This is a genomic window from Rhodococcus sp. B7740, from assembly GCF_000954115.1.
Classification (GTDB): Bacteria; Actinomycetota; Actinomycetes; order Mycobacteriales; family Mycobacteriaceae; genus Rhodococcoides.
The window spans coordinates 3,031,417-3,052,931 of sequence record NZ_CP010797.1 but is presented as its reverse complement, the minus strand read 5'-3'; the positions used below and the strand labels follow the sequence as shown (position 1 = coordinate 3,052,931).

At 63.9% G+C, this 21,515-nt stretch carries 25 protein-coding genes; 12 read left to right on the top strand and 13 right to left on the bottom strand.

Annotated features, from left to right (window positions below; all coding sequences use genetic code 11):
- Positions 1 to 138: 138 nt before the first annotated feature.
- The 5 genes from NY08_RS14045 (at position 139) to NY08_RS14025 (ending at position 5,010) form a co-directional block, all read left to right on the top strand.
- Positions 139 to 1,968, top strand: a complete 1,830-nt coding sequence (locus NY08_RS14045; RefSeq protein ID WP_045196975.1) for a DUF4012 domain-containing protein — start codon at positions 139 to 141, stop codon at positions 1,966 to 1,968.
- A 34-nt stretch (positions 1,969 to 2,002) separates the two neighbouring features.
- On the top strand, positions 2,003 to 2,671 hold the full coding sequence (locus NY08_RS14040; RefSeq protein WP_082073805.1) for an SGNH/GDSL hydrolase family protein: 669 nt from the start codon (positions 2,003 to 2,005) through the stop codon (positions 2,669 to 2,671).
- A gap of 143 nt (positions 2,672 to 2,814) precedes the next feature.
- Positions 2,815 to 3,186, top strand: a complete 372-nt coding sequence (locus NY08_RS14035; protein ID WP_144407370.1) for a hypothetical protein — start codon at positions 2,815 to 2,817, stop codon at positions 3,184 to 3,186.
- Positions 3,187 to 3,584: 398 nt separating this feature from the next.
- Positions 3,585 to 3,803 carry a hypothetical protein gene (locus tag NY08_RS14030; protein WP_032396392.1) on the top strand — a complete coding sequence of 73 codons (219 nt, stop codon included), beginning with the start codon at positions 3,585 to 3,587 and terminating at the stop codon, positions 3,801 to 3,803.
- Positions 3,804 to 3,900: 97 nt separating this feature from the next.
- A complete protein-coding gene (locus tag NY08_RS14025) occupies positions 3,901 to 5,010 on the top strand; it encodes a GGDEF domain-containing protein (RefSeq protein ID WP_045196969.1) in 1,110 nt (369 codons plus the stop codon).
- Between the two features lie 63 nt (positions 5,011 to 5,073).
- Here the strand turns inward: NY08_RS14025 and NY08_RS14020 are convergent, their stop codons facing one another.
- Together NY08_RS14020 and praA are read right to left on the bottom strand one after the other, a co-directional pair.
- Complete coding sequence (locus NY08_RS14020) at positions 5,074 to 5,790, bottom strand: hypothetical protein (RefSeq protein WP_045196968.1); 717 nt, start codon at positions 5,788 to 5,790, stop codon at positions 5,074 to 5,076.
- Positions 5,791 to 5,839: 49 nt separating this feature from the next.
- Positions 5,840 to 6,349: an alkane oxidation protein activator PraA gene (gene praA, locus NY08_RS14015; protein WP_032396127.1), complete on the bottom strand. Its 510-nt coding sequence runs from the start codon at positions 6,347 to 6,349 to the stop codon at positions 5,840 to 5,842.
- 443 nt (positions 6,350 to 6,792) lie between these two features.
- On the opposite strand from praA, the gene NY08_RS14010 reads away from it, so the two are divergent.
- On the top strand, positions 6,793 to 8,007 hold the full coding sequence (locus tag NY08_RS14010; RefSeq protein ID WP_032396126.1) for an EAL domain-containing protein: 1,215 nt from the start codon (positions 6,793 to 6,795) through the stop codon (positions 8,005 to 8,007).
- A gap of 143 nt (positions 8,008 to 8,150) precedes the next feature.
- On the opposite strand, the gene NY08_RS14005 is transcribed toward NY08_RS14010, so the two are convergent.
- The 6 genes from NY08_RS14005 to NY08_RS13980 form a co-directional block, all read right to left on the bottom strand.
- Positions 8,151 to 8,369, bottom strand: a complete 219-nt coding sequence (locus NY08_RS14005; RefSeq protein WP_045196967.1) for an ANTAR domain-containing protein — start codon at positions 8,367 to 8,369, stop codon at positions 8,151 to 8,153.
- A gap of 120 nt (positions 8,370 to 8,489) precedes the next feature.
- Positions 8,490 to 8,798, bottom strand: coding sequence for a WhiB family transcriptional regulator (locus tag NY08_RS14000; protein WP_094630240.1), 309 nt, complete (start codon positions 8,796 to 8,798; stop codon positions 8,490 to 8,492).
- Positions 8,799 to 8,930: 132 nt separating this feature from the next.
- A complete protein-coding gene (locus NY08_RS13995; protein WP_045196964.1) occupies positions 8,931 to 9,134 on the bottom strand; it encodes a hypothetical protein in 204 nt (67 codons plus the stop codon).
- Entirely contained in the window at positions 9,131 to 10,186 is a 1,056-nt protein-coding gene (locus tag NY08_RS13990) for a zinc-dependent alcohol dehydrogenase family protein (RefSeq protein WP_045196962.1), read from the bottom strand. The genes NY08_RS13995 and NY08_RS13990 overlap by 4 nt, the downstream gene beginning before the upstream one ends.
- A gap of 139 nt (positions 10,187 to 10,325) precedes the next feature.
- The gene (locus NY08_RS13985; protein ID WP_144407369.1) at positions 10,326 to 10,916 is read right to left on the bottom strand and encodes an Rv1733c family protein; all 591 of its coding nucleotides are present in this window, start codon (positions 10,914 to 10,916) and stop codon (positions 10,326 to 10,328) included.
- A gap of 9 nt (positions 10,917 to 10,925) precedes the next feature.
- On the bottom strand, positions 10,926 to 11,282 hold the full coding sequence (locus NY08_RS13980; RefSeq protein ID WP_045196958.1) for a three-helix bundle dimerization domain-containing protein: 357 nt from the start codon (positions 11,280 to 11,282) through the stop codon (positions 10,926 to 10,928).
- Positions 11,283 to 11,475: 193 nt separating this feature from the next.
- Here NY08_RS13980 and NY08_RS13975 point away from each other — a divergent pair, with 193 nt between their 5' ends.
- The gene (locus NY08_RS13975) at positions 11,476 to 12,906 is read left to right on the top strand and encodes a DUF4389 domain-containing protein (protein WP_045200417.1); all 1,431 of its coding nucleotides are present in this window, start codon (positions 11,476 to 11,478) and stop codon (positions 12,904 to 12,906) included.
- Here the strand turns inward: NY08_RS13975 and NY08_RS13970 are convergent.
- On the bottom strand, positions 12,881 to 13,654 hold the full coding sequence (locus NY08_RS13970; RefSeq protein ID WP_045196956.1) for a sulfite exporter TauE/SafE family protein: 774 nt from the start codon (positions 13,652 to 13,654) through the stop codon (positions 12,881 to 12,883). The two genes, NY08_RS13975 and NY08_RS13970, sit on opposite strands and share 26 nt — an antisense overlap.
- A gap of 124 nt (positions 13,655 to 13,778) precedes the next feature.
- Between NY08_RS13970 and NY08_RS13965 the strand changes: the two genes are divergently transcribed.
- From NY08_RS13965 to NY08_RS13955, 3 genes are all read left to right on the top strand, one after another.
- Complete coding sequence (locus NY08_RS13965) at positions 13,779 to 15,158, top strand: rhodanese-like domain-containing protein (RefSeq protein WP_045196955.1); 1,380 nt, start codon at positions 13,779 to 13,781, stop codon at positions 15,156 to 15,158.
- A gap of 284 nt (positions 15,159 to 15,442) precedes the next feature.
- A complete protein-coding gene (locus NY08_RS13960; protein ID WP_144407367.1) occupies positions 15,443 to 15,871 on the top strand; it encodes a hypothetical protein in 429 nt (142 codons plus the stop codon).
- A 24-nt stretch (positions 15,872 to 15,895) separates the two neighbouring features.
- A complete protein-coding gene (locus NY08_RS13955) occupies positions 15,896 to 16,396 on the top strand; it encodes a flavodoxin domain-containing protein (protein WP_045196951.1) in 501 nt (166 codons plus the stop codon).
- Between the two features lie 23 nt (positions 16,397 to 16,419).
- Here NY08_RS13955 and NY08_RS13950 read toward each other — a convergent pair whose 3' ends face one another.
- The 4 genes from NY08_RS13950 to NY08_RS13935 all read right to left on the bottom strand — a co-directional run bounded on the left by NY08_RS13950 (position 16,420) and on the right by NY08_RS13935 (position 19,459).
- Positions 16,420 to 16,737: a DUF1003 domain-containing protein gene (locus tag NY08_RS13950; protein ID WP_442970844.1), complete on the bottom strand. Its 318-nt coding sequence runs from the start codon at positions 16,735 to 16,737 to the stop codon at positions 16,420 to 16,422.
- Between the two features lie 232 nt (positions 16,738 to 16,969).
- Entirely contained in the window at positions 16,970 to 17,530 is a 561-nt protein-coding gene (locus NY08_RS13945; RefSeq protein WP_045196949.1) for a flavodoxin domain-containing protein, read from the bottom strand.
- Positions 17,531 to 17,681: 151 nt separating this feature from the next.
- Positions 17,682 to 18,512, bottom strand: coding sequence for an ABC transporter permease subunit (locus NY08_RS13940; protein ID WP_045196948.1), 831 nt, complete (start codon positions 18,510 to 18,512; stop codon positions 17,682 to 17,684).
- Positions 18,509 to 19,459 (bottom strand): ABC transporter ATP-binding protein, encoded by a 951-nt coding sequence (locus NY08_RS13935; protein WP_045196944.1) that lies wholly within the window; start codon positions 19,457 to 19,459, stop codon positions 18,509 to 18,511. The genes NY08_RS13940 and NY08_RS13935 overlap by 4 nt, the downstream gene beginning before the upstream one ends.
- A 315-nt stretch (positions 19,460 to 19,774) precedes the next feature.
- Here NY08_RS13935 and NY08_RS13930 point away from each other — a divergent pair, with 315 nt between their 5' ends.
- Together NY08_RS13930 and NY08_RS13925 are read left to right on the top strand one after the other, a co-directional pair.
- Positions 19,775 to 20,617 carry a universal stress protein gene (locus NY08_RS13930; protein ID WP_144407366.1) on the top strand — a complete coding sequence of 281 codons (843 nt, stop codon included), beginning with the start codon at positions 19,775 to 19,777 and terminating at the stop codon, positions 20,615 to 20,617.
- The gene (locus NY08_RS13925; protein WP_045196940.1) at positions 20,614 to 21,498 is read left to right on the top strand and encodes a universal stress protein; all 885 of its coding nucleotides are present in this window, start codon (positions 20,614 to 20,616) and stop codon (positions 21,496 to 21,498) included. Before NY08_RS13930 ends, NY08_RS13925 begins: the two co-directional genes overlap by 4 nt.
- Positions 21,499 to 21,515: the final 17 nt, after the last annotated feature.

Below are 21,515 nucleotides of genomic sequence, written 5' to 3'. Positions count from 1 at the left end.
GCAGTGAGCGCAATTCTGGGTTCCTGACCTCGAACGGCTGCGCCGGTGCGATATCGGCGCAGCCGACCCGAGCGTCGTGTCGCGGTGGGAGGACGTCGTTTGTAGTCTTAGCCGCGACGAAAGGGCACCCATCCAGCCATGAGCTACGACAACGACTACCCGTACGGCGACCATCGCAGCTCTCGTAGTCGCCGCAGGCGTCGTCGTTCCAAGAAGAGGACCGGCCGACGCATCCTGCTCGGTTTCGGGGTCTTCGTCGTCGTTGCGCTCGGACTCGGTGCCTGGCTCGCCTACACGGCCAATACCGCTTATACGTACCTCGATCAGGCTCGGGGCTACGCTCAGGCAGCGAAAACTGCTCTGCTGGCAGGGGATACGCAGAAGGCCGAGACCTCCGTGGACGACGCGGTGCGCACCTCGACCCAGGCGAAGGACGCCACCGATTCGCTGATCTGGCAGGCGGCTGCCGCGATTCCGTACGTGGGCCAACCGCTGGACGTCGTCTCGCAGATCACCGACGTCGTCAACGGGCTGACCGTGGATGTGCTGACGCCGTCGGTCGAGGTGGGTGCCACACTCGACCCGAGTCAGCTGCGCGGGCCCGACGGTGCCATCGACATCGCTGCTCTGCGCGCCGCCTCGCCTGCGCTGTCACAGGCCGCGGCCGCAGCGGACGTACTGAACACGCAGTCCCAGGCCATCGCGGAACCGGAGTTCGTCGCTCAGGTCGGCGACGCTCGAACTCAGCTGCAGGATCAGACGCACGAACTGACGACCCTGTTGACCAACACCGACATCGCCGCCAAGGTGCTCCCCGCGATGCTCGGTGCCGACGGTCCACGCAACTACTTCATGGCCTTTCAGACTCTCTCGGAATCTCGTGGAACCGGTGGACTGATAGGCGGATTCGGCATCGTGCGTGCTGTCGACGGCAAAGTCGCGGTCGACTCGCTCGCCAGCAACGCCGAGCTCCGAATTCCGTACGACCCCATCGATCTCGGTCCGGACTTCTTCAACACCTACGAGAGTCGGTTCCAGCCCACGCAGAATTGGCAGAACAGCAACGTCAGCCCGCACTTCCCGTATGCCGGGCAGATCTGGCAGTCGATGTGGGAGCAGGAAACCGGCGAACGTGTCGACGGCGCTCTGGCCACCGACCCTGTTGCCCTCGGCTACATCCTCGATGTCGTCGGCCCCATCACGATGGGTGACGGTGAGGTGATCGACGGATCGAACGTCGTTCGGATCACGCAGTCCGACGCATACTTCCGCTTCGAGGACGACAACACCGCGCGCAAGGCCTATCTCCAGGACATCGCCGCCCGAGTGGTCGCGAAGATGCAGGGCAACATCGGATCTCCCAGCGCGCTGCTCGAGGCACTCGGCAAGGCCACCAGTGAAGGCCACATCGCCGTGTGGAGCGCGGACCCGGCACTGCAAGCGATCCTTGGACCGACCAGGATCGGTCACGAAGTTCCCGACAGCCCCGACCCGTACGCCGCGGTGGTGGTGAACAACGGTGCAGGCGGCAAGCTCGACTACTACCTGCAGCGCAAGGTCACCTACTCCGCACAGTCCTGCGACGGCCCGACGCGGACCACCCGCGTGGTCGCCGAGATCACCAACAACGCTGCGCTGCAGGACTATACCACCTACATCGCCGGCAGACAGAACGACTCCACCCGATACGACGGACCCCCGGGAACCAACCGATCGGTGGTGGCGCTGTACGCAACTCAGGGCGCGACCTTGACGAACGCCACCATCAACGGAACTCCTCTGTTTCTGCTCACCGCTGCCGAGCGCGGCCACCCCGTGTTCTACGTGCCGGTCGTCATCGAGCCGGGGCAGACCAAGACCATCGAGTACAACCTCGTCGAACCGACCGTCGCCGGCGAGGCGCAGGCACCGGTTCAGCCGCAATCGGTCCCGGCACCCACCGAAGTGGACTTCCCCGACTGCAACTGATTCCCCGCGTCACCCCTAGGGCAGAATCCCCGGCGTGCGAAGAACTCGACTGTGGATCGCCGGCGCACTCGGGTTGGCGCTCGCCGCCGCGCTCGTGGCGGGACCACTGAGGAAGCCGGCGCTGACGATCCACAACGCGCACTGCTTCGGGTGGAGCGTCAACGAGACCGGACCACGTTTGGTGACGCTGGGAGACTCGATGGCCCAGGGCAATTCACGTGTCGACTGGGGAATTCACGGCAACACGTCGTGGTATTCGTACCTCGTGTGCGGAGACGATGCTCCCGCCGCCGATGGTGCCAACTTGGGAATCAATGGCGCGACCACGACGCAGATCCTTGCCCGAACCGACGAAGCGCTGGCCGCGAACCCGGACATCCTCGTCGTCAACGGCGGCACCAACGACCTCGCCCGATCGGTACCGCTGCCCATGATCATCGAGAACCTACGCGCCATCCTGGACCGGGCGCACGACATCGACACGGTTGTGATCGCCACGGTGCCGTCGTCGCGGAAGGTCAGCGCGGACGACCTGAACGACGACATTCGCGCACTGGCCGCCGAGCGCGGCATACCCGTCGCAGAATTCGCGTCACTGCTCGACCGACCCGGAGCCACGTTCGACGGCGTTCACCCCACTGCGAGGACGGCTGCCCGGATGGCAGCGGAGGTAGCCGCGGTGGTCGGAGTTCGGACGACGTAACAGTCGTCGTGCCGGATGTCGGATGAGCTGCTAAATTCGCCCGATATGCACCGAATGTCGGGGAGGTATTCGGTGGAATCGTAGAAAGCTGGCAGTGGATGATCACACGTCGTCAAGACGCGTGCATCGAAATCTCGTCGACGATGGCCGTTGCGAATCTCGCCCGAACGGTCGTCGACACCGCCGAACGTGGCTTCGGTCGATGGGGTATCGAGTATCTGGGACCGGACGGCACCCGCCTCTGGTTCGGAGTGCACCGTCTCGGGTTGGGGAGAAAACGCGAAACGGTGATGCGGTTCATCGTCACCGTCGACGCCGATTTCGATGGTGCACAAGCCCGTTCGCAGATCGAGCAGTTCGTCTGCAACCCGGCATCGGGCGCATTCGTGCCCATCGGCCCGCGACAACTGCGGGGGTACCCGACCTATCTCGCGTATCTGCGCGCGATACGGACCGTGGTACTCGATGCGGATCCGGGCGCGCACGTGACGATGGTGCCCGAAGTGCGGACCTGACCGTTCGTGAAGCGGCGACCGACGCGGAATGCCGCGGAATCCAGTCGACGGTGAGCGCCGAGGTGCGTGATCAGAGGCGGCCCTGTTGGATCGCAACGACGACGAGAGCGATCATAGCAATCGTGAGGATTGCTAAGAGCGCCATATGAATTGGATCGGTCGAACCCGGCGGTCGAACCTCGTTCGGACCCCTTTTCTGGAGCATGACACAGACTGTAGGTCACATTCTCGGATTGTGCACAGGATGACTGGTACAAAGCGAGGTCCGGTCGCAATTGGTTCGCACATGTGTTCGACAAAGAGTAGAGTCGAGATCGGCGGAGCCGGGAGGGAAGCCCGGCTCCGCCGCCCGAATGTGGACGGTCCGTAGAAGGCCCAGTGAAGTGGACGGTGATCCGATGGACGACGTACTGCGCAAGGTCGAGGAACTGAAGGCGTTGGTCGTCGAGCTCGAGGCCCTGGATCGGCAACGCGTCGGGCTGGGGGATCGACTGGTGGATCTGGAGCACTTCTTTCGCCGAGCCGGATGCCCCGAACTGTCTCAGCAGGCCCTCGATGCGTTCGTGGTGACCTACGCAGGTCGCGTGTTCGAATTGGCCGACGGCATGCGCGGATAAGGCCGTGTGAGCAAGTTCCCGACTTCTCGGACCGGGTGGTTTCGTCTGTGGTTGACTTGTTCATCCTCGTCGGGACACTAGGAAAGCTGCTCGATCTGTGAACAGTCTTCGCCAATGGTGGTCGCTTCCGGTCGACTACGGGTGGAACGTTGCGTACGCACGGTCCCAACAAGCACTGCACGTCACCAGAATTCTCATCGGAATCTTCTGCTGGTTCTACGCGGCCGCTGCGGCGATCGCCCTGACCATCCCGGGTCTCGGAGACAGCGGTTCTGCGCGATGGGCACTGTGGTTCACCGTCGCGACGACGCTGCCCCTCGGGTTGGCCTGGCTGATCGGAGGCTGGCCGTCCTGGCCGATGTCGGTCGCCTTCGTGCTCTACGCCGACATCGTGCTCGCCGCAGTTCTTCTGACCGTCGACAAGCCGTCCGAGATGTTGCCGATGGCTGCGCTGTTCACCGTGATGGGCAGTTACGTCGTTGGCTTTCACGGCCCCAAGCTGTTCACCGCTCACCACCTCTTTGCGTTCGTCACCGTCGCCGCGCTCTACACCTCGGCCATGGTGAACGACCCCGAACGTCGCTTGCAGACCAATCTCTATCTCGTGATGCTGATTCTGGTGATGTTCTCGGCACCGCTGATCTGCCATTCCTTCCTGATGCTGCTGCGCCGCGACGCCACCGGCGCGTTCTACGACCCGCTCACCGGAATGCAGAACCGACGGGGCTTCGACGCGGCGATCGGCAACCTCGACCTTCGTTCCGGTGCGGATGCGGAACTGGCGGCCGTGGTGATCGACATCGACAACTTCAAAGCAGTGAACGATCGATTCGGTCACGAGCACGGAGACACCGTCATTCGTCTGGCCGCGAGCCGAATCCTCGAACTCTTCCCGACACCGGCAGTGACGGTGCGACTCGGCGGCGAAGAATTCGCGATCGTGTGCCTCGCCGAAGTCGACACGGTGATCGACAGATCCGAGGAATTGCGCAGCCGTTTGAGCGAGTCGACCGACCGTTCCCCGCTCACGGCGTCGATAGGCGTCGCGCATGCGATTGTCGACGCGCGGGGTGTCGCGGAGGACGTCGATGTGTTGATCAGCCGGGCCGATCGAGCCATGTACCGGGCCAAACGGATCGGTGGCAACCGCGTCGCGGTGTACGACGACGGGGAGCCGTCCGTCCATCCGGTCGACGAACGGCACTGAACGACGGCGTCGACCGAGTTCCGCGATGGAACCGGTCGACGCCGCCGATCGAGGTGTGAACCGCTACGCCACCTCTGCCGCAATCGCGGACCGGGTGCCGACATCGAAGACCGGATCGGTCAGATGCACGTCGAGAGTGTTGTCGGGACCGGCGATGATCGCATTCAGCACCGACGTGAACGCGCCACAGTTCTGGAACTGCGGAATCGTGTACGTCCCCTTCACGTGTGCATCGGCCTGATTGTTCTGGATCAGATCGATAGCATCGAGCGAACCGGACAGGTTGGCGGTGGTCTCGGCGGTGACGCAGTTGCTACCCGCCGGGATCAGGTCGACCGCGGCAGATCCGGCCGACCCGGTGTCGATGCCCAACGGCTTCACCGAATCGATGCGAATCTTGAAGCTCTGCGCGACGTCGAGATCCAACGTCGGTGCCTCGTCCGGTCCGCCGCGGACGATGGTGCCGGACACCGGGGTCGCGTCGACGATCGAGATCGTGAAGTTCGCCAGCGTCGCGGGACCGAGTTTCAGATCGGCCGATGCCTGCGGCAATTCGAGCGACCCGGTCACCGTGCCACCGACCAGATCGACGTCCGTGGCGAGATCGGTGGTGGGAAACACCACCGGTTGGCCGGTCTTGGCGATGACCGTCGTCGTATCTGCCTGAAACGTGATGGGAAGGGTGTCGGCGGCATTGGCCGGGGCGGCGACGAGCGTGCCCAGGGCGATGCTCGATGCCAATGCCGTCATGGTGACGACAGTCTTGTTGCGGATCTTCACGTGTTCTCCTTCTCGGGAACGGTCGATGTGGAACGAGGTAGGACGGGAATCAGGACAGGGTGAAGGCCGGGTCGGGCTGGACCGACAGGCTGTTGACGGTGCAGTTGCCGGACATCGGCTGGTTCGTCGCGGTGAGCGTGTTCGTCATGTTGTCGAAGGACCCGGCCAACGTGGCGGGCCCGCAGTTGTATCCGACCAGCGAGAAGGCCACGTTGGACACCTCCCCGGTGGTGGCGCTGGTGGGAGTGAGGGTCCAGGGCAGGTTCTTCAGCTGGGGCAGGCCGCACAGTCGGTTGGAGCCGCTGATCTGGGCATCGGTGATCGTCGCCGACGAGCCGTCTGCGCTGGTGGTGCCGCTCAGGTTGATGGAGCAGCTCACCGGCAGACCGAACGACGCCGGAGTGCTCACGACGATCGTGCCGGGTGCCGTGAACGCGGTACCCGCAGGGGAAATGGTGGCGGCGCCGGCGCTGGCGGCACCGACTGTCGCACCGGTGATGGCAAGAGCGGCGACTGCGGTGACGAGTGTGCGAGAGCGGGTCGGCGGGTTGAGCGTCATCGATCGATCCTCCAGTCCAAGACGGATCCGGACCCGGTCGTGGCATCCGGTGGCACCGTTGATTCGGCAGCCGGGAGGGACGTTAGGTTGACGAAACATATGTCGGAAATGGTTTGTTTCAACTCTGTGAGAAGTCACAATCCGGTCGGTATGTTTGTTGTACGCAGTAGTAACTGAATCCGGCTGCTACTCGGAAAGTTCAGCGCAACACCGGCATTCGTCCCATTTTCGCGCCTCGGTCGGGCCTGGCGTTCCTTCGATCTTCACCCCGTGCGTCGTTATCTTTCCGTTATACAAAGTTATCAAAACGAGACAGTCGTGACCGTCTCGGTGACATCTCCGTCGTCGAGCATGGTCGAAGCGAAATAAAACACCTCGACCAGGTTTGGAGTTACAGTTCACCCCCGCGTGACGGGGGTCGTTTTTTCGTGTCAAACTGAGGTGTGACGTTCGCGCTGGCCGAAGCAGGATCTGCAGTCGACACGGACACGGGAGAGTTGACGGTGCAGCCGTATTTCGCCCCGGTCTGTCGGCTGGACAACGGTGCGCTCGCAGCCATCGAAGTGCAGCTGCGCGGCCCGGAGAACGGTCCGCTCGCATCGGCAGATGCGCTCAAGCGCGCAGCCAGGGCCATGGACGCCAAGCGCGAGCTCGACGCGCTCGCGTGGGGTGTGGCCCGGCTCAACCAATCGGTGCGACTGCCGATGCTCGTGTCCATGGACGTCGACTCGCTCGCTGCCCTGGATGCAGCCACCGAAGAACAGTTGCGCCGCGACATCGTGGTCGTCACCGAGGCTGCTCTCGTCGACAGCCCGGCGCGCACTCTCGCCGCAATCGACAAAGCTCGACGCGAAGGCAAAGTGGTGGCCGTCGACGACGTCGGTCGCCGGCCGCAGTCGATGACCCTGCTCCCTCTCATCGAGCCGGACGTGATCATCCTCGCCGAATCGATGGTCTCCCGCCGCCCGGATCTGTCGACTGCGCGTACCGCTCACGCCGTCTCGGCTCAGGTCGAACGAACCGGAGCCGTGGTCGTGGCGAGCGGGGTCGACAGTGCGCTGCATCGGACCCGCGCACTCGGACTCGGTGCCACCTACGGGGTGGGAGAGCTGTATCCGGCCGCGCAATCGACGGAAGAGCTACCTTCCGACGCGGCCGAGGTGATGCCTCCGTTCCCGACCTGGAGCACGCCGACCGTCGCCGCCGAATCGCCGTACGGCATTGCCTCCGCAGGCAAGACGGCAACGCGCAGCACCAAGCGACTGCTGGTGGCGATGAGCACCTCGCTCGAGATGCAGGCCGCGGCTGCTGGGCCGGAGACATTGGTACTCGGTACTTTTCAGCGCGCCGAACACTTCACCCCGACCACCCGCAGCCGCTGGGTGTCGATGACCGAGCAGATCTCCTACGCCGGCGTCTACGGCGTAGGCATGGGTTACGTGCAAGAGGGCGGCATCGTGCATGCGCCCCTCGACCCGATGGATCCGCTCGTCGAGGAGTGGAACGTCGTGGTTCTCGGCCCGCACTTCTGCGGTGTGCTGGCAGCAATCGACCTACATCGCGGTGAGGTGGACGCCGACCGTGAGTTCGATTACGTGATGTCCTACGACCGCGCGACCGTAGTTCGTTGTGCCCGAGCAATTCTGGCGCGCTTCTGAGTCCTTCTGCCGAGCTCCCGACCGGCTATGTTTCGGGTGGCCGCGTCAGGGCATACGGCACACAAGCGATTGTGTAGTCCGGACTACTCCATCGCCTAGGCCTCGCACGTTGAAAACACAGCGTGCGAGGCCATCTTCTTTCTTCACCGGGCTGTGGCCCACCGAATATGGTCGAGTGCCACTTCGCGCAGCTTGCGATTGGAGCGCTGAGACTGCTCGATGAGCATGTCGAACGCAGCCTCCGGGCCGATGCGATGCATGGCCATCAGGATGCCCTTGGCCTGTTCGATGGGTGCGCGCTTGTCGAGAGCCTTCTGCACATCACTCGGCTCGCCGACGTGCGACGACTCCCCTGCATCCATGCGCACTATTGTCACCCGAGTTGGAACGCCGCAGGTCAGACACTGAATGACGCGCCGAAAACGCGTCGAAGAGAGTTGTCGCCGTGACCTGGTTCGTAGCGTTCCGTTACCGCGCCGTGATCAGGCTGCAGGGTTGGAAAGTGGCCGCCCGATAAGGAATTCGAGCGTCCGGTACGCGTCGGTACGACGACCGTTGCTCGCGTTGTCGTGATACGCGGCACCGGCGACGACCACTCCCACCGGAATGCGACCCGACTCGATGTCGCGAGCCGTCTGCTCGGCGCACTCACGCAGCACCGGGCAGTCGGCGCACAGACGCCACGCCCGCTCTGCTCGCTTACGTCCGTGGCGGGGAAGTTGCTGCGAGTCGTATGCATCCATGTCGTCGATGCACGCACCCTTGAGGCGCCAGACCTGGTCATCCGTCATCGTCGTGATCCGTTTCGCGTCGTGCCGATCGTTCCACGACCTCTGTTCCCCGTTGCGAGGAACTCGAAACACCCAAATACCTTGCGCCGCCCCTGGGCCCACCGGAGTCGACCGGGTAGGACGGCGCAGACGTCAGGCGGAGTTCAGCGCCGAGTGCCCGACCGACGGCAGCACCGCCGTCGCCACCAGATCTCGGGGGTGCCGCACCCCCTGCTCGACCATCATCGCCTGCATCAGACGCTCGACCACGCACAGTTGCGCAGCCAGCGGGCTTCGCATGAGCTCGCGTTCGTAATCGCCACGCGCGGAACCGAACGCGATGTCCACATCGCTCATGACATCGTCTCCTCTCCGGGGCGCATCGTCACGACTGCTGCACCGGCGAATCGACCGTGCCGCAGATCGCGCAAGGCGTCCGGTACCCGATCGAACGGGTACACGGTGGTCTCGACTCGAAGGTGGATTCGGTTGCAGATGTCGAGGAATGCCCGCGCGTCTTCGCGTGTGTTCGCTTCGACGCTGCGTAGGCGCTTCTCGTGAAACAGATGCTGCTGGTAGTTCAGGGCCGGGCTGTCGGTCATGTGAATACCGGCCAGGACTACGGTGCCACCCGGCACCAGAGCATCGAGCGCGACCGGAACGATCTCGCCGATCGGTGCGAACACGATCGCGGCGTCCAGCTTCTGGGGCGCAGTGGCAAAAGTGTCCTGTGCGGAGTCCATTCCGAGTGACATCGCGAACTCACGCGCGACCAGGTCTCTGGTCATCACATGCACGGCCGCACCGTCGGCGCGAGCGAGCTGTGCGACGATGTGCGCGCTCCCACCGAATCCGTAGAGACCGAGGACACCGTGTTCGGGTAGTTCGGCGAGTAGCAGGGCTCGGTAACCGATGATTCCTGCGCACAGCAGCGGAGCCAGTTCGGCGGTGGTGTACCCGGTCGGCAACGCCAGGGCGTATTCGGCAGGGACGACAGCCCATTCGGCGAATCCGCCGTCACGATCCCAACCGGTGTACAAAGACCGAGAGCAGAGATTCTCTCGCCCCGAAGCACAGAACGAGCAGGTTCCGCACGTGTGCCGAAGCCACGGGATACCCACTCGATCTCCCATCCGGAAGGCAGTGACCGAATCCGACCCGACGGCGGACACGATACCCACCGCTTCGTGTCCGGGCACGACATGTGGTGAGTGCACCGGCAGGTCGCCCTCGACCACGTGCAGATCCGTCCGGCACACCCCGCAGGACTCAATCGCGACCAGCAATTCTCCCTCCTCGGGGATCGGACGGGCTTCCTCGACGAGCTGCAACGGGCTGTTGTCCACCGAGCCCGGAAACGTAGTGCGCCAGACCCTTCCACGTTGCTGCCGATTAGCCTTCGAGTCCATCACCGAGCACCGGCGGTGGCGATACCGGTCGGAGCCGGCGGACCGCAATCGACCAGTGGAGTCATTTTGCCTCCTTCGATGGTGGGAGGAGGACGCACGGAGCGTCCGAACCTGTTGTCACAGTCGATGATCGAGTGCACTACCGCAAGGGATGGTCACGGGCCTGGACGAAGCGGTACCAGTCTCGGTCCCACGCCCGCATGCGCGAGCGGTCGGCGAACACCGCAGTGAGATACACCAGGCCACCGATGACGACGGCCCCGAGAAACCACACGAACACGGCAGTGGTGGCTCCGTTGACGACAGCCGAGGCGGCGGTGTCGGGAGTGCGCGCGAGATGTCCGTCCGCGCCGATCCAGACTGGTGTCGTGTCGCCGATCTGCACGTCCGAGGGCACCTGAATCGAATCCGAACGCGGGGACCCGTCTGGCGCATTCCACTGCACGATCGCGGTAACGCTGAAGGGGGCGTCATCGTCCATGCGCGATCGCGTCGGCACCTCCACGACCCGGGCATCGACGTGAACGTACGTTGCGCGTTGGTGCTGAGAGCGCAATGACAGATCGCTGTAGGTCAACGAGCCGATCGTTGCCGCGACCGGAACGAGCAACAGCAGCAACGCTGTTCCGACGAAGACAGCCGTTCGCTCGATCCTGTCGGGTAGGCGCATCAATGGGTTGGAGGTCCACGGACTCCGTCGCCACACTCGGTGTACGTGTTCTGCGAACATGACCGTCACCTACTCCCGCCCGAACCGAACCATCCGTCGATCGTCAGTGTCCGCCGTCGAACGGTGGCCGGTAAGGGCACAAGGTCCCGATCCCTCGAGAGCTGTGGGCCTACGCCGAACGACGAGGGTCGATCGATCGCTCGGCTTCGAGAGTTGTTCGAGGATCACTCGGGCTCGATTGGCGGTCAGCGCAAACAGATGGCCGCGAACGCGGGCGGTCGAGTCGAGCCGGTCGTAGGTGGCGTGCACCGCATCGTCGACATCCCCGCGTGACAGATCGGGAAATCTCGCAGCGAGCATGTTCGCGATGGACGTCAGTTCGCCGGTCGTCGGCCACGTCGTCGGTGCCGAATCGGTGATGGTCATGAATAGCGCCTACCTCGCGGTCATGGACAGGAAGACTGTGTACTCGAGGCTGACCGATGTGGCTTCTGGGATGCAGGGCCTTTCGTCGACAAGCCGGTTACCGATGACCCCTCTGTGGTTCTTCCCGGCCTCGTAGCGTGGTCCGGACTGCCCGATGTCCTGCAATCGTGCCGGTACCGACCGAAGGATCTCGATGGGAATCACGAGGATTTTCGCACTCGTCATCGGATGCGTTGTGGCGTTCGCATCCTTCGCGCTGTTCGCCGTCGGCGCGGTCTTGTTCTGGGGTTACGCCGCGCAAGACGACGACGGTCTGATCGCCTCACCGACCGAGAATTTCACGACGGCGGCGAGTGCGCTTGTGTCCGAGAATATTTCGGTTCCGGATTCGATCGACTCGCAGATCGTGGACAAGGTGACGGTCGTGACCCGTGTCGCCGGGTCCGACCCCGGTCGCGAGGTACTGATCGGCATCGCGCCGACTGCCGAGGTCGACAACTATCTTCGCGGCGTGGCACACACCGAGGTCACCGACGTCGAGTTCGCTCCCTTCCGTGCTCGTTACGACAACGTCGCCGGCGGTGCCGATGCTGCTCCGCCTCTGGACCAGCCGTGGTGGGTGGCCCTTGAAAGCGGAACCGGGACAACGCAAGTGGAATGGAAGCCTCGGGGTGGCTCGTGGACGCTGGTCGTGATGAACGCGGACGGGAGTGCCGGGGTCGACGCGCAGGTGAGAGTAGGGGTTCGGGTGCAGTCGCTCGGACCGCTGGCCACATCTGTCCTGGCGGCCGCTGCCGTCGTTCTCGTCGTCGGTGTCGGATCGATCGTGTTCGGAGCCTCCGGGCTCGGGAAGCGGTCCACGTCCGAGAACTCCTCGGAATCGGACCCGTCCGAACGAACCCGCGCGGTACCGATATCGACCGAATCGACCCCATATCCGCTGACGCTGACCGGGGAACGTCCTGCGTCCCTTTCCCGCGGCCTGTGGATCGTGAAATGGATACTGGCAGTGCCCCATTACATCGTCTTGATGTTCCTGGCCGCCGGATTTCTCGTCACCACATTCGTAGCCGGGTTGGCGATTCTGTTCACCGGGAAGTATCCGCGTGGATTGTTCCACTTCAATGTCGGCGTCCTCCGCTGGGTGTGGCGTGTGCAGTTCTACTCGTACTCCGCGCTGGGGACCGACCGATACCCGCCGTTCACCCTGCACCGTACCGACCATCCCGCCGACCTCACGGTCGAATACCCCGAAAAGCTCTCGCGCGGAATGGTATTGATCAAGTGGTGGCTGCTGGCGCTACCGCACTACCTGGTGCTCTCCCTGCTGGCGGGAGGATGGTATGCGGGCTTCCGGGTGGCGGGGAGCGGTGGAGGCGTCGGGGCTACGGGGCAGCCGTACATCTTCGGTTCGGTACTGGGAATGCTCGTGCTGATCGCCGCGGTCTCGCTTCTGTTCACCGGGCGATATCCGACAGGTCTGTTCGACTTCGTGCTCGGCATCAACCGGTGGGTGTTTCGGGTCGCCGCGTATGCCGCCCTGATGACCGACGAGTATCCACCCTTCCGGCTCGACCTGGGTCCGGACGACGTGACGGTCAGCTCAGTAGAACCGCGTCGATGACGACGTATCCAGCCACCGTGAAGACCAGGTAGGCGAACAGGCGTTGCAGTCGATCGGTGTCGACTCGCGTGCCCCAGCGCGCGGCCAGGAGGGATCCGACTGTTGCCGCGCCCGCGAAGAGGACTGTGATGGACCAGTCGATACCGGTGCCGCTCAGATGCGAGAACAGACCGGCGACAGAGTTGGCGACGATGATGACCAACGAGGTGCCTACCGCGACCGACATCTCGATTCCGAGCGCGAGCACCAGCACCGGAATGATGAGGAAACCGCCTCCGACGCCGAACAGTCCGGTCATGAATCCGACGGCAAGACCGGCCGGAATGGAACGTGGCGCGCAGTGTCGCCAGTCGATACCCGAACCCGTGGTTCTGCAGGCCGTTCCGATATCCCCACGCTCGGCGAGCATTCGAGCGCCGGCCGCCACCATCACGGCAGCGAAGCCGAGCAGCAAGACCTCGTCCGGAAGCAATCGGCCGACGGCGCTCCCGGCGAAGGTCGCGGGAATGCCGCTCGCCGCGAAGACGACCGCAAGCCGCCATTCGACGCGCCGAGCGCGCAGCTTCGGTAGCACCCCGACTGCCGATGCCGCACCGACGACGATCAACGAGACGGGGATTGCTTCCTCTACCTCCAACCCCACAGCGAACACCAACACCGGAACGGCGAGAATCGAGCCGCCTCCGCCGAGCAGGCCCAGCAGAATTCCGATCGAGGCACCGAATCCGAGCGCCAGCACCACTGTCATCGTTCGTTTCCAATCATCGGTGCGACTCGATACCCTGGGGGGTACTTGACATACCCTAGGGGGTATACGACACTGTGTCTACCACCCGGCGAAACTCGCATGGTGCGCGTCAGACGGAGGAATATTGATCCTCGAGCAGTACTACCTCGAATGCCTCTCCCACGCTTCGTATCTGATCGGAGACGAGAGCACCGGCCGGGCCATCGTCGTCGATCCGCGTCGCGACATCGCCGAATACCTCGACGACGCGGCGAAGTTCGGACTCACGATCGAGGGTGTCGTGAACACTCATTTCCACGCCGACTTCGTCTCCGGCCACCTCGAATTGATGGACGCCACCGGCGCGTGGATCGGCTTCGGTGAAGCCGCCGAGACCGAATATCCCATCCGACGACTACGCGACGGTGAACGCCTCTCGCTCGGCGAGGTCGAACTCGGCATTCTCTCCACTCCCGGCCACACGTGGGAATCGATCTCGGTGCTGGTTCGTGACCATCCCGGTGCCACACCCACAGCCGTGCTCACCGGCGATTCTCTTTTCATCGGCGATGTCGGGCGACCGGACCTGGTCAATCCCGGGGACGGATCCACGGGCGATCTCGCCGAAGCGATGTATCGCACGGTGCACGACATCCTGATGACACTGCCGGACGAGGTCGTGGTCATGCCGGCTCACGGAGCCGGATCGTCCTGTGGCAAGAACCTGTCCACCGAGCTGACCTCCACCATCGGTGAGCAGCGGTCTACCAACCCGTCGGTGCAACCGATGACCGAGCAGGCCTTCGTTGCGCTCGTCACCGACGGCCAGCCCGCAGCACCGGCGTACTTCTCCGCCGACGCCGCACTGAACAAGCAGATCCATCCACTGCTGTCGTCGAGCCGCACCGTTCCCGAGCTGACTCCCGAGGCAATGCGAGCCGAGCTTGCTGCCGGAACACGAGTGCTCGACGCGCGCAGCGTGGACGACTTCGCGATCGGTCATCTTCGGGGATCGATCAACGTGGGCTTCGACGGTCGCTTCGCCGAGACCGGTGGAATGGTAGCCGAGATCGGCGGACGCATCGTTCTCGTCGCGTATCCGGGTGACGAGCAGGAAGCCGCAGTGCGGCTGGCCAGAGTCGGGTCGGACAACGTCATCGGCTATCTCGAGGTCGACCGCGACGGAAGATTTCCCGCGGCACTGACCGAACTGGTCGAGCCCGCCGAGCGCACCACCGTCGCGCAGCTCGACGCACTGCTGGCAGCGGACGACGTCACGCTGGTGGATATCCGCAACCCCGGCGAACGCGACATCGGCACCATTCCGAACACAACGCCGATACCGTTGGCGCAGATGAGAACTCGACTCGAACATGTGCCGACAGGGAGGCCCATCGTGGTGCATTGCGCCGGCGGGTGGCGTTCCAGTGTGGCCGCATCACTGCTCCGAGCGCACGGATTCGAGAACGTCTCGGACTTACTCGGCGGTTACGACGCATGGGCCGAAGCCCACGCGTCGGCCTGATATCCCATCGACTCGTAGAGGAGACAGTCATGTGTTACCCCGTTGTCTGCGCCACGTGCCACAAGACCGGATGGGGTGGTTGCGGTCGGCACGTCGACGACGTCCTGCGATCGGTGTCGGCCTCCGACCGCTGCACCTGCCGCAAAAGTTCGACACCGCCGACCGAGCGACGTCGAACTGTTCGGTCGTTCTTCGGTCGGTGAACCGTTGCGAGGAGAGAAGTCCCCGCAAGGGTGGACCTTCTTCCCTGGCTCCTGTGTTGCCCGCGGGGCCACGATGAACTCATGTCCACGACAAGAGAACTGACCCACCAGAGCCGGAGGTGGCCGTGGCTGGGTGCGGTGTGCGCCGGGATCTCCGTCAACGCGTTCGCCGGCGCGATCGGATTGGCCTCCGGTGCGATCGACCTCGGTGCCGACGCGCAGGCGCGACTACCGATGTCGAGTCCTGCTCTCGCCGCGATCGCGTTGGTCCTGGTGGTCGGTGTCCCGATGGGAGTGGCGGCCGCGTCGGCGCTCGCGGGTGGCGGCAAGACCGGACCCATCGCTCACACGGCCGGGGTGCTGCTTGCTGCCTGGATTGTCGTCCAGCCGATGGTGATCGGTGAAACAAGCTGGCTACAAGCCTGTTTCGGTGCGCTGGGCGTCATCGTCGCACTACGTGGGTGGCGAATAACGGTGCTCACGAACCGTGTCACAGCTCGCCGCGCGTGACGCCGGAGATGGAGGGCCGAACGAGTGGAGATACTGGTTGCGGCGGCGGGGCGTCACGGTGCAACGGAGTCGCTCGGGCAGGAGATGGCGCGGGTGTTTCGGCACGACGGTGCCCATGTGGATCTGTGTGCTCCTGACTCCGTCGACGACGTCGGACGCTACGACGCTGTGGTCATCGGCAGCGCCGTCTACTCCGATCGCTGGGTCCCGTCGGTCAACGGCTTGGTAGACCGAGTGTCGAGGTCGGCGCATCCGCCCGTATGGCTGTTCTCCTGCGGGCCGTTGCATTCGAGTGAGCGACCGGTCAACGACACCGCCGATGCCGCACATGCAGTCTCGGTGTTGAATGCCCGGGCGCATCGAACGTTTCCCGGACGGCTCGACGTGGACGCGCTCTCGGTGGGGGAACGCCAGGTGTTCTTCGGTTCCGGTGCGATGGCCGGAGACTTCCGAGACTGGGTACTCGTGTGCAATTGGGCTCGGGAGATAATCGCCTGGCTCGAGGGAGGGGAATGTGGGTCGTGACCGCTGGCGGCAGTCCTGCACCGTCAGCGGTGCGCCGCCGGGCAGACGTGCGTGTGGATCTCTTCCGCCAACCGAGCCACCGATTCGGTCAAGACGGTATTGGCTTCGATCATGTCCTGTAGCAGGGCAGTATTCGAAAGCGTATGCACGGCAACCTCGCTGCTGACCGAATCTGCGCGTTTGGCGGAAATCAGCAGAATGGCACCTTGAAGTCCCGCGATCATCGACAGGAACAGGTTGAGCAGAATGAAGGGGTACGGATCGAATCCATCGTTCTGGTTGTACGCGGCCCACAGCGCCATCACGCTGACGAACAGGAACACGAACGGCCACGAACCCATACCGTTTCGGACGTAATCTGCGGCTCGCTCACCGACGGTCAGTGCATCACCGGTTCGGACACCCGGATGCTTCCTCCACAGGTTCATCATCGGCTTGTCATCGATCGAGAGTGTGCAGCAGAATTCATGGCGTCGAGTGTGTTCGACGGCGGCCGGACGCGCCAGGGACGAACGCCCATGCTGTCGAGGCCGTTCGACTCCGTATGCGCCCACGGCATGGAAAGCGCGATCACTACGCGTCCGGTGCTGGGCGTCGGTCGACGGCGGAGTTGGAGTGCGGCAACCGTTCGGCGAGGACACGGCAGATGTCTTCTGCCCAACGACAGACCTCGGCCGATGATCTGCTGTCACCGTCCGAGGCACCGATCAACCGAACAACCGCGCGCTCGAATCGCGACAGTTGTGACCGGTCCAGCTTGCCCCCGAACGTACGGTGTTCGATCGCCCAGTCCGCCTTGCCTTCTCTCGCCTTCCGTTCTTTCGGCTGACCTTGGGCCCCAGTGCTGTCGTCCACTGGACCACTCGAGAAGAGCCACACCGGAAGGGTTCTCAGCTCGGCCTGCTCTCTGGCGACCAGCCTGCGGGCGTCTCGGAGCCATCTACCCATGTACACCCCGCTACCGATGATCGCCGCGTCGTACTCGGCGATGCTGTCCACATCCGATGCGTCGCGAACGTCGACAGTGGCCCTGAGGTCGCCCCTGGACAGTTCGCGCGAGAGCGCCGAAGCGAGCCAGTGTCCGATCTCTCGGGTGGATCCGTGGCGGCTGGCGGTCGCGATCAGGATACGCATGTGATGTCCCGTCGTCGGTTCGGTTTCGGTCGAATTGCCGTGAGATTCGATGAACCACTGTGCGCCGTGCAGTCTCCTCCGAACAGGGACTTACGACCCGGCATGAACTGTCGAAAGTGAGCGACGCGCAACGCAGGCCTCGACGTCGGTCTCACGCGTCCCGTCGTCGCAGGAGATACGCCGCCAGCACGATCAGCAGCGCAGTCCAGATGACACCGACCGTGAATCCCTCCCAGGGGGAGAGGAGATCGCTCGGTGCTTGCCGGGGCGAGGCGATCATGCTTCCCGCCTGAGAGGGCAGGTACGCCGCGATGTGTTTGCCGACGGTGCCGGGCAGCAACTGTGCCAGGGGTGCCAGAACCAGGACGAAGCCGATGACTCCGGTGATCGCTCCGGCGGTGTGTCGCACGATGGCACCGACAGCAATCGACATCACGCCGAGCAGAGCCAGATACAGCCCGACCCCGATCACCGCGCGCAGAACCCCCGGGTCGCTCAGCGCTACCGAAACCTGAGATCGCAGAATCGCCGACCCCAGGAAGAACGTCGGAAAAGCAGCGATTTCACCGACGACGAAGACGAGGACAACGAACACTGCCGATTTCGCGATCAACACGGGAATCCGCGACGGCACTGCGAGAAGACTGGCCCGGATCGTGCCGCTGGCGTATTCGCTCGTGATGACCAGAACCCCGAGGACGCAGACGGCCAACTGGCCGAGCTGGAAGCCGGCACCGAGAATCTGACGGCCGGGGTCGGCAAGGACCTGAGATCGAGAGATCGGGTCCATTCGGTCCCAGTACGCGACGGTGAACCACATGAAGAATCCGGTGAAACCGACTGTGATCAGCACCAGCAACGCCAGCGACCAGGTCGTGGAGCGAAGCGAGATCAACTTCGTGTACTCGGACTTCGCGATTCCGACGATCGACGCGGCCCGCGTCCTGTGGAGAGGAGCGACCGGGGTGGACGTTGCGCTCATGACGAACCACCTGCGGTGGTGTGGGAGGCGAGCGGGCGCTCCTGGTCGACGAAGTCGCCAAGATGTGTCAGCTTCCTGAAGGCTTCTTCGAGGGATGCCTCCCGCGGAGTCAGTTCGTAGATCGCTATCCCGCGCTGTTGCGCAAGTTCACCGACCCGATGCGCAGACATCCCACGTACGGTCAGCGATTGCGGACCGCTGACGACGCAGTGACCACCGGCCTCTCGGATGAATGAGGCGAGCAACGTCGAGTCGGACGAGGTCACCGCCACCGACGCCTCACTGCTTCGCGCAATCAACTCGCTCGGGGTGCATTGGGCGATCACTCGCCCACGGTCGATGACGACGAGATGATCTGCCGTCTGCGCCATTTCGCCCATGAGATGACTCGAGACGAACACCGTCCGGCCTTCGCCGGCGAGGTGCTTCATGAGGTTTCGCATCCAGTAGATACCGTCCGGGTCCAGGCCGTTGACGGGCTCGTCCAAGATCAACACAGGCGGATCACCCAGGAGCGCTGCGGCCAGGCCCAGTCGTTTACGCATGCCGAGTGAGTACGAGCCGGCCCGTTCGCGGCCGACGTCACTCAGGCTCACCAGCTCGAGCACCTCGGCGATACGTTGCTTGGAAATGCCCTGTGTCTGAGCAAGATAGCGTAAGTGGTCGTACGCCGATCTGCCCGGATGTACGGCCTCCGAGTCCAGCAGAGTGCCGACGGTCAGCAGAGGGCGAGGTAGATGTGCGTACGGGATACCGTTGACCAGCGTCGTGCCGCTGGTCGGATGATCCAATCCGACTATCAACCGCATGGTTGTGGACTTTCCGGAACCATTGGGACCGAGAAAGCCTGTTACGGAACCGCGTCGAACGACGAACGACATATCGTCGATGACGGTCTTGCCACCGTACTGCTTGACGAGCGAACGCACCTCGATCGGACTGCTCATCGCGTCGACGCTCCTGCACCGGATCCCATCGACATTCGGGTGCGAACTGCACCGTGTGCGGCGGTGACCGAACGGTCTCTCGCAGCGACACGGCACGGTCGAGCCTCCGGACTTGTGAGAGTCGTTGTCACGGCGTACCTCCTTCGTGGTGTCGAAGTTCCATCAGACTCGACGGACCGTCGCCCGCGCGTCGGGACAAGTGCATCTGTGAGGGGGGACTTCGGTCGCCGATTTCGATGACCTCGGACTGTTGCGACCTGTGATTGCGCGCTCGTAGCGTTTCGGCTGTACGTGAGCACCGTCGGGAGGCAGCTGATGAACACTTCACACACCACCGGTCCGGTCGTTGTGGGTACCGACGGGTCGGAGACGGCACTCGATGCCGTCCGCTTCGCCGTGCACGAAGCACGAGGGCGAACCACAACCCTTCGCTTGGTACACGTGATCGACGAACATGCGATGCCCGAAACCGTCTACGGGGCGCCGGACGTGGACGGTGATTACGCGTGTGCGGCGTTGAGCCGCGCAGCGGAGGTGGCGGCGGAGACCGACCCGGGCGTTACGGTCGAATCGATCGTGCTGCAGGGAAGTCCCGAATCGGTGATGGCGACGGAAGCCGGATCCGCGTCCCTGCTCGTACTGGGAACCACCGCCGTCGGTGCAGTGGCCGCCGCGGTGCTCGGATCGACGGTCGGTGCAGTGGTCGAAGCCTCGCCTCGACCCGTAGCGATCGTCCGTCACTTCGACGCCGAACGTCGCGGCCCTGTGGTCGCGGCACTGGGGGATGCCGACGTGATCGGAACCGACGTCGTTGTGGCTCAGGCATTCTGCGAGGCGTCGATGCGGGGGACCAGCGTGCTGGCGGTGCACACCCGATCTGCCGCATCCATTCTCGCGTCCGCCCTCGGTGGCCCTGCTGACGGGTTAGATCCCGAATCGGCAATAGACGTTCGGCTCGAACCCTTCGGCGCGGACTACCCGAACATTCGCGTGGCGTCGGTGTACGCCGAGGCCGACTCAGGATCGGAGTTGGTCGCTGTGTCCGAGACAGCCCAGCTGATGGTGGTCGGTCACGAACGAGACCGAGTGCCGGGACGAACACTGACCGCCGTACTGCGGCATGCCCATTGCCCCGTCCTCGTCGTCCCGCACGCATGAGTACCTCGAGGCAGTCTCCGATCGTCGTCGGTGTCGACGGCTCCGGCTCCTCGCTCGACGCAGTCGGTTGGGCCGCGCGTGCGGCCGAGTTGCGTGGACTACCGGTGAAGCTGGTGTCCGCTTACCAAGTCAAGGTCCCGTACACGAGTTTCGTCGCGCTGCCGTCTCACATCGGCTCCGAGGAGCACACAGTCGCAGAGTCGACCCTGGCCTGGGCGTCGCTGGTTGCTCGACGTTCGGTGAAGAACCCGGACGCGCTCACCATCATGAGCGAATCGATTGTGGGACCGACGATTCAGGCCATGCTCGATCAGAGCTCGAGTGCGTCGATGATGGTGGTCGGCTCGCGCGGCAACGGCGAATACTTCGCCGAACTGCTCGGCTCGGTGAGCACCGCGGTGGCGGTTCGAGCGCACTGCCCAGTGGTCATCGTGCCGGGAAGCGTCGAGGTGGATTCGTCACGAGGCCCTGTTGTCCTCGGAATCGACGGGTCGCCGGACAACCAGAAGGCTGTTCGGTTGGCATTCGAAGAGGCCTCACTCCGAGGAACAGAATTGGTTGCAGTCCACGTGTCGACGGACGAACCGATCTCGTCACCCGATGCGTCCGAGACCGACAGATCCGACGCGATCGTGTCGAACGGTCGAACCGTGTTGGCCGAGAGCCTGTCCGGCTGGAGCGAACAATATCCGGATGTAGTGGTTCAGCAAATGGTGTTGCGCGGCAATGTGGTCGAGAAGATCCTCGAGGTATCACCCCGTGCGCAGGCCGTCGTCGTCGGTTCGACCGGCCGCAACGGTTTCGGCGACCGACTTCTCGGATCCACCGTCCGTTCGCTGGCCCACCGCGTCGACTGTCCGTTGATCATCGCCCGCGGGTAGCGCTCCACGGGTTCGGT

Coding starts and splice junctions, on each gene's coding strand:
- NY08_RS14045 (WP_045196975.1), top strand. CDS start 139: ATGAGCTACGACAACGACTACCCGTACGGCGACCATCGCAGCTCTCGT.
- NY08_RS14035 (WP_144407370.1), top strand. CDS start 2,815: ATGGCCGTTGCGAATCTCGCCCGAACGGTCGTCGACACCGCCGAACGT.
- NY08_RS14030 (WP_032396392.1), top strand. CDS start 3,585: ATGGACGACGTACTGCGCAAGGTCGAGGAACTGAAGGCGTTGGTCGTC.
- praA (WP_032396127.1), bottom strand. CDS start 6,349: ATGACGCTCAACCCGCCGACCCGCTCTCGCACACTCGTCACCGCAGTC.
- NY08_RS14005 (WP_045196967.1), bottom strand. CDS start 8,369: ATGGATGCAGGGGAGTCGTCGCACGTCGGCGAGCCGAGTGATGTGCAG.
- NY08_RS14000 (WP_094630240.1), bottom strand. CDS start 8,798: ATGACGGATGACCAGGTCTGGCGCCTCAAGGGTGCGTGCATCGACGAC.
- NY08_RS13995 (WP_045196964.1), bottom strand. CDS start 9,134: ATGAGCGATGTGGACATCGCGTTCGGTTCCGCGCGTGGCGATTACGAA.
- NY08_RS13990 (WP_045196962.1), bottom strand. CDS start 10,186: ATGGACTCGAAGGCTAATCGGCAGCAACGTGGAAGGGTCTGGCGCACT.
- NY08_RS13985 (WP_144407369.1), bottom strand. CDS start 10,916: ATGTTCGCAGAACACGTACACCGAGTGTGGCGACGGAGTCCGTGGACC.
- NY08_RS13980 (WP_045196958.1), bottom strand. CDS start 11,282: ATGACCATCACCGATTCGGCACCGACGACGTGGCCGACGACCGGCGAA.
- NY08_RS13975 (WP_045200417.1), top strand. CDS start 11,476: ATGGGAATCACGAGGATTTTCGCACTCGTCATCGGATGCGTTGTGGCG.
- NY08_RS13970 (WP_045196956.1), bottom strand. CDS start 13,654: ATGACAGTGGTGCTGGCGCTCGGATTCGGTGCCTCGATCGGAATTCTG.
- NY08_RS13960 (WP_144407367.1), top strand. CDS start 15,443: ATGTCCACGACAAGAGAACTGACCCACCAGAGCCGGAGGTGGCCGTGG.
- NY08_RS13950 (WP_442970844.1), bottom strand. CDS start 16,737: ATGGGTTCGTGGCCGTTCGTGTTCCTGTTCGTCAGCGTGATGGCGCTG.
- NY08_RS13945 (WP_045196949.1), bottom strand. CDS start 17,530: ATGCGTATCCTGATCGCGACCGCCAGCCGCCACGGATCCACCCGAGAG.
- NY08_RS13940 (WP_045196948.1), bottom strand. CDS start 18,512: ATGAGCGCAACGTCCACCCCGGTCGCTCCTCTCCACAGGACGCGGGCC.
- NY08_RS13935 (WP_045196944.1), bottom strand. CDS start 19,459: ATGAGCAGTCCGATCGAGGTGCGTTCGCTCGTCAAGCAGTACGGTGGC.
- NY08_RS13930 (WP_144407366.1), top strand. CDS start 19,775: ATGAACACTTCACACACCACCGGTCCGGTCGTTGTGGGTACCGACGGG.
- NY08_RS13925 (WP_045196940.1), top strand. CDS start 20,614: ATGAGTACCTCGAGGCAGTCTCCGATCGTCGTCGGTGTCGACGGCTCC.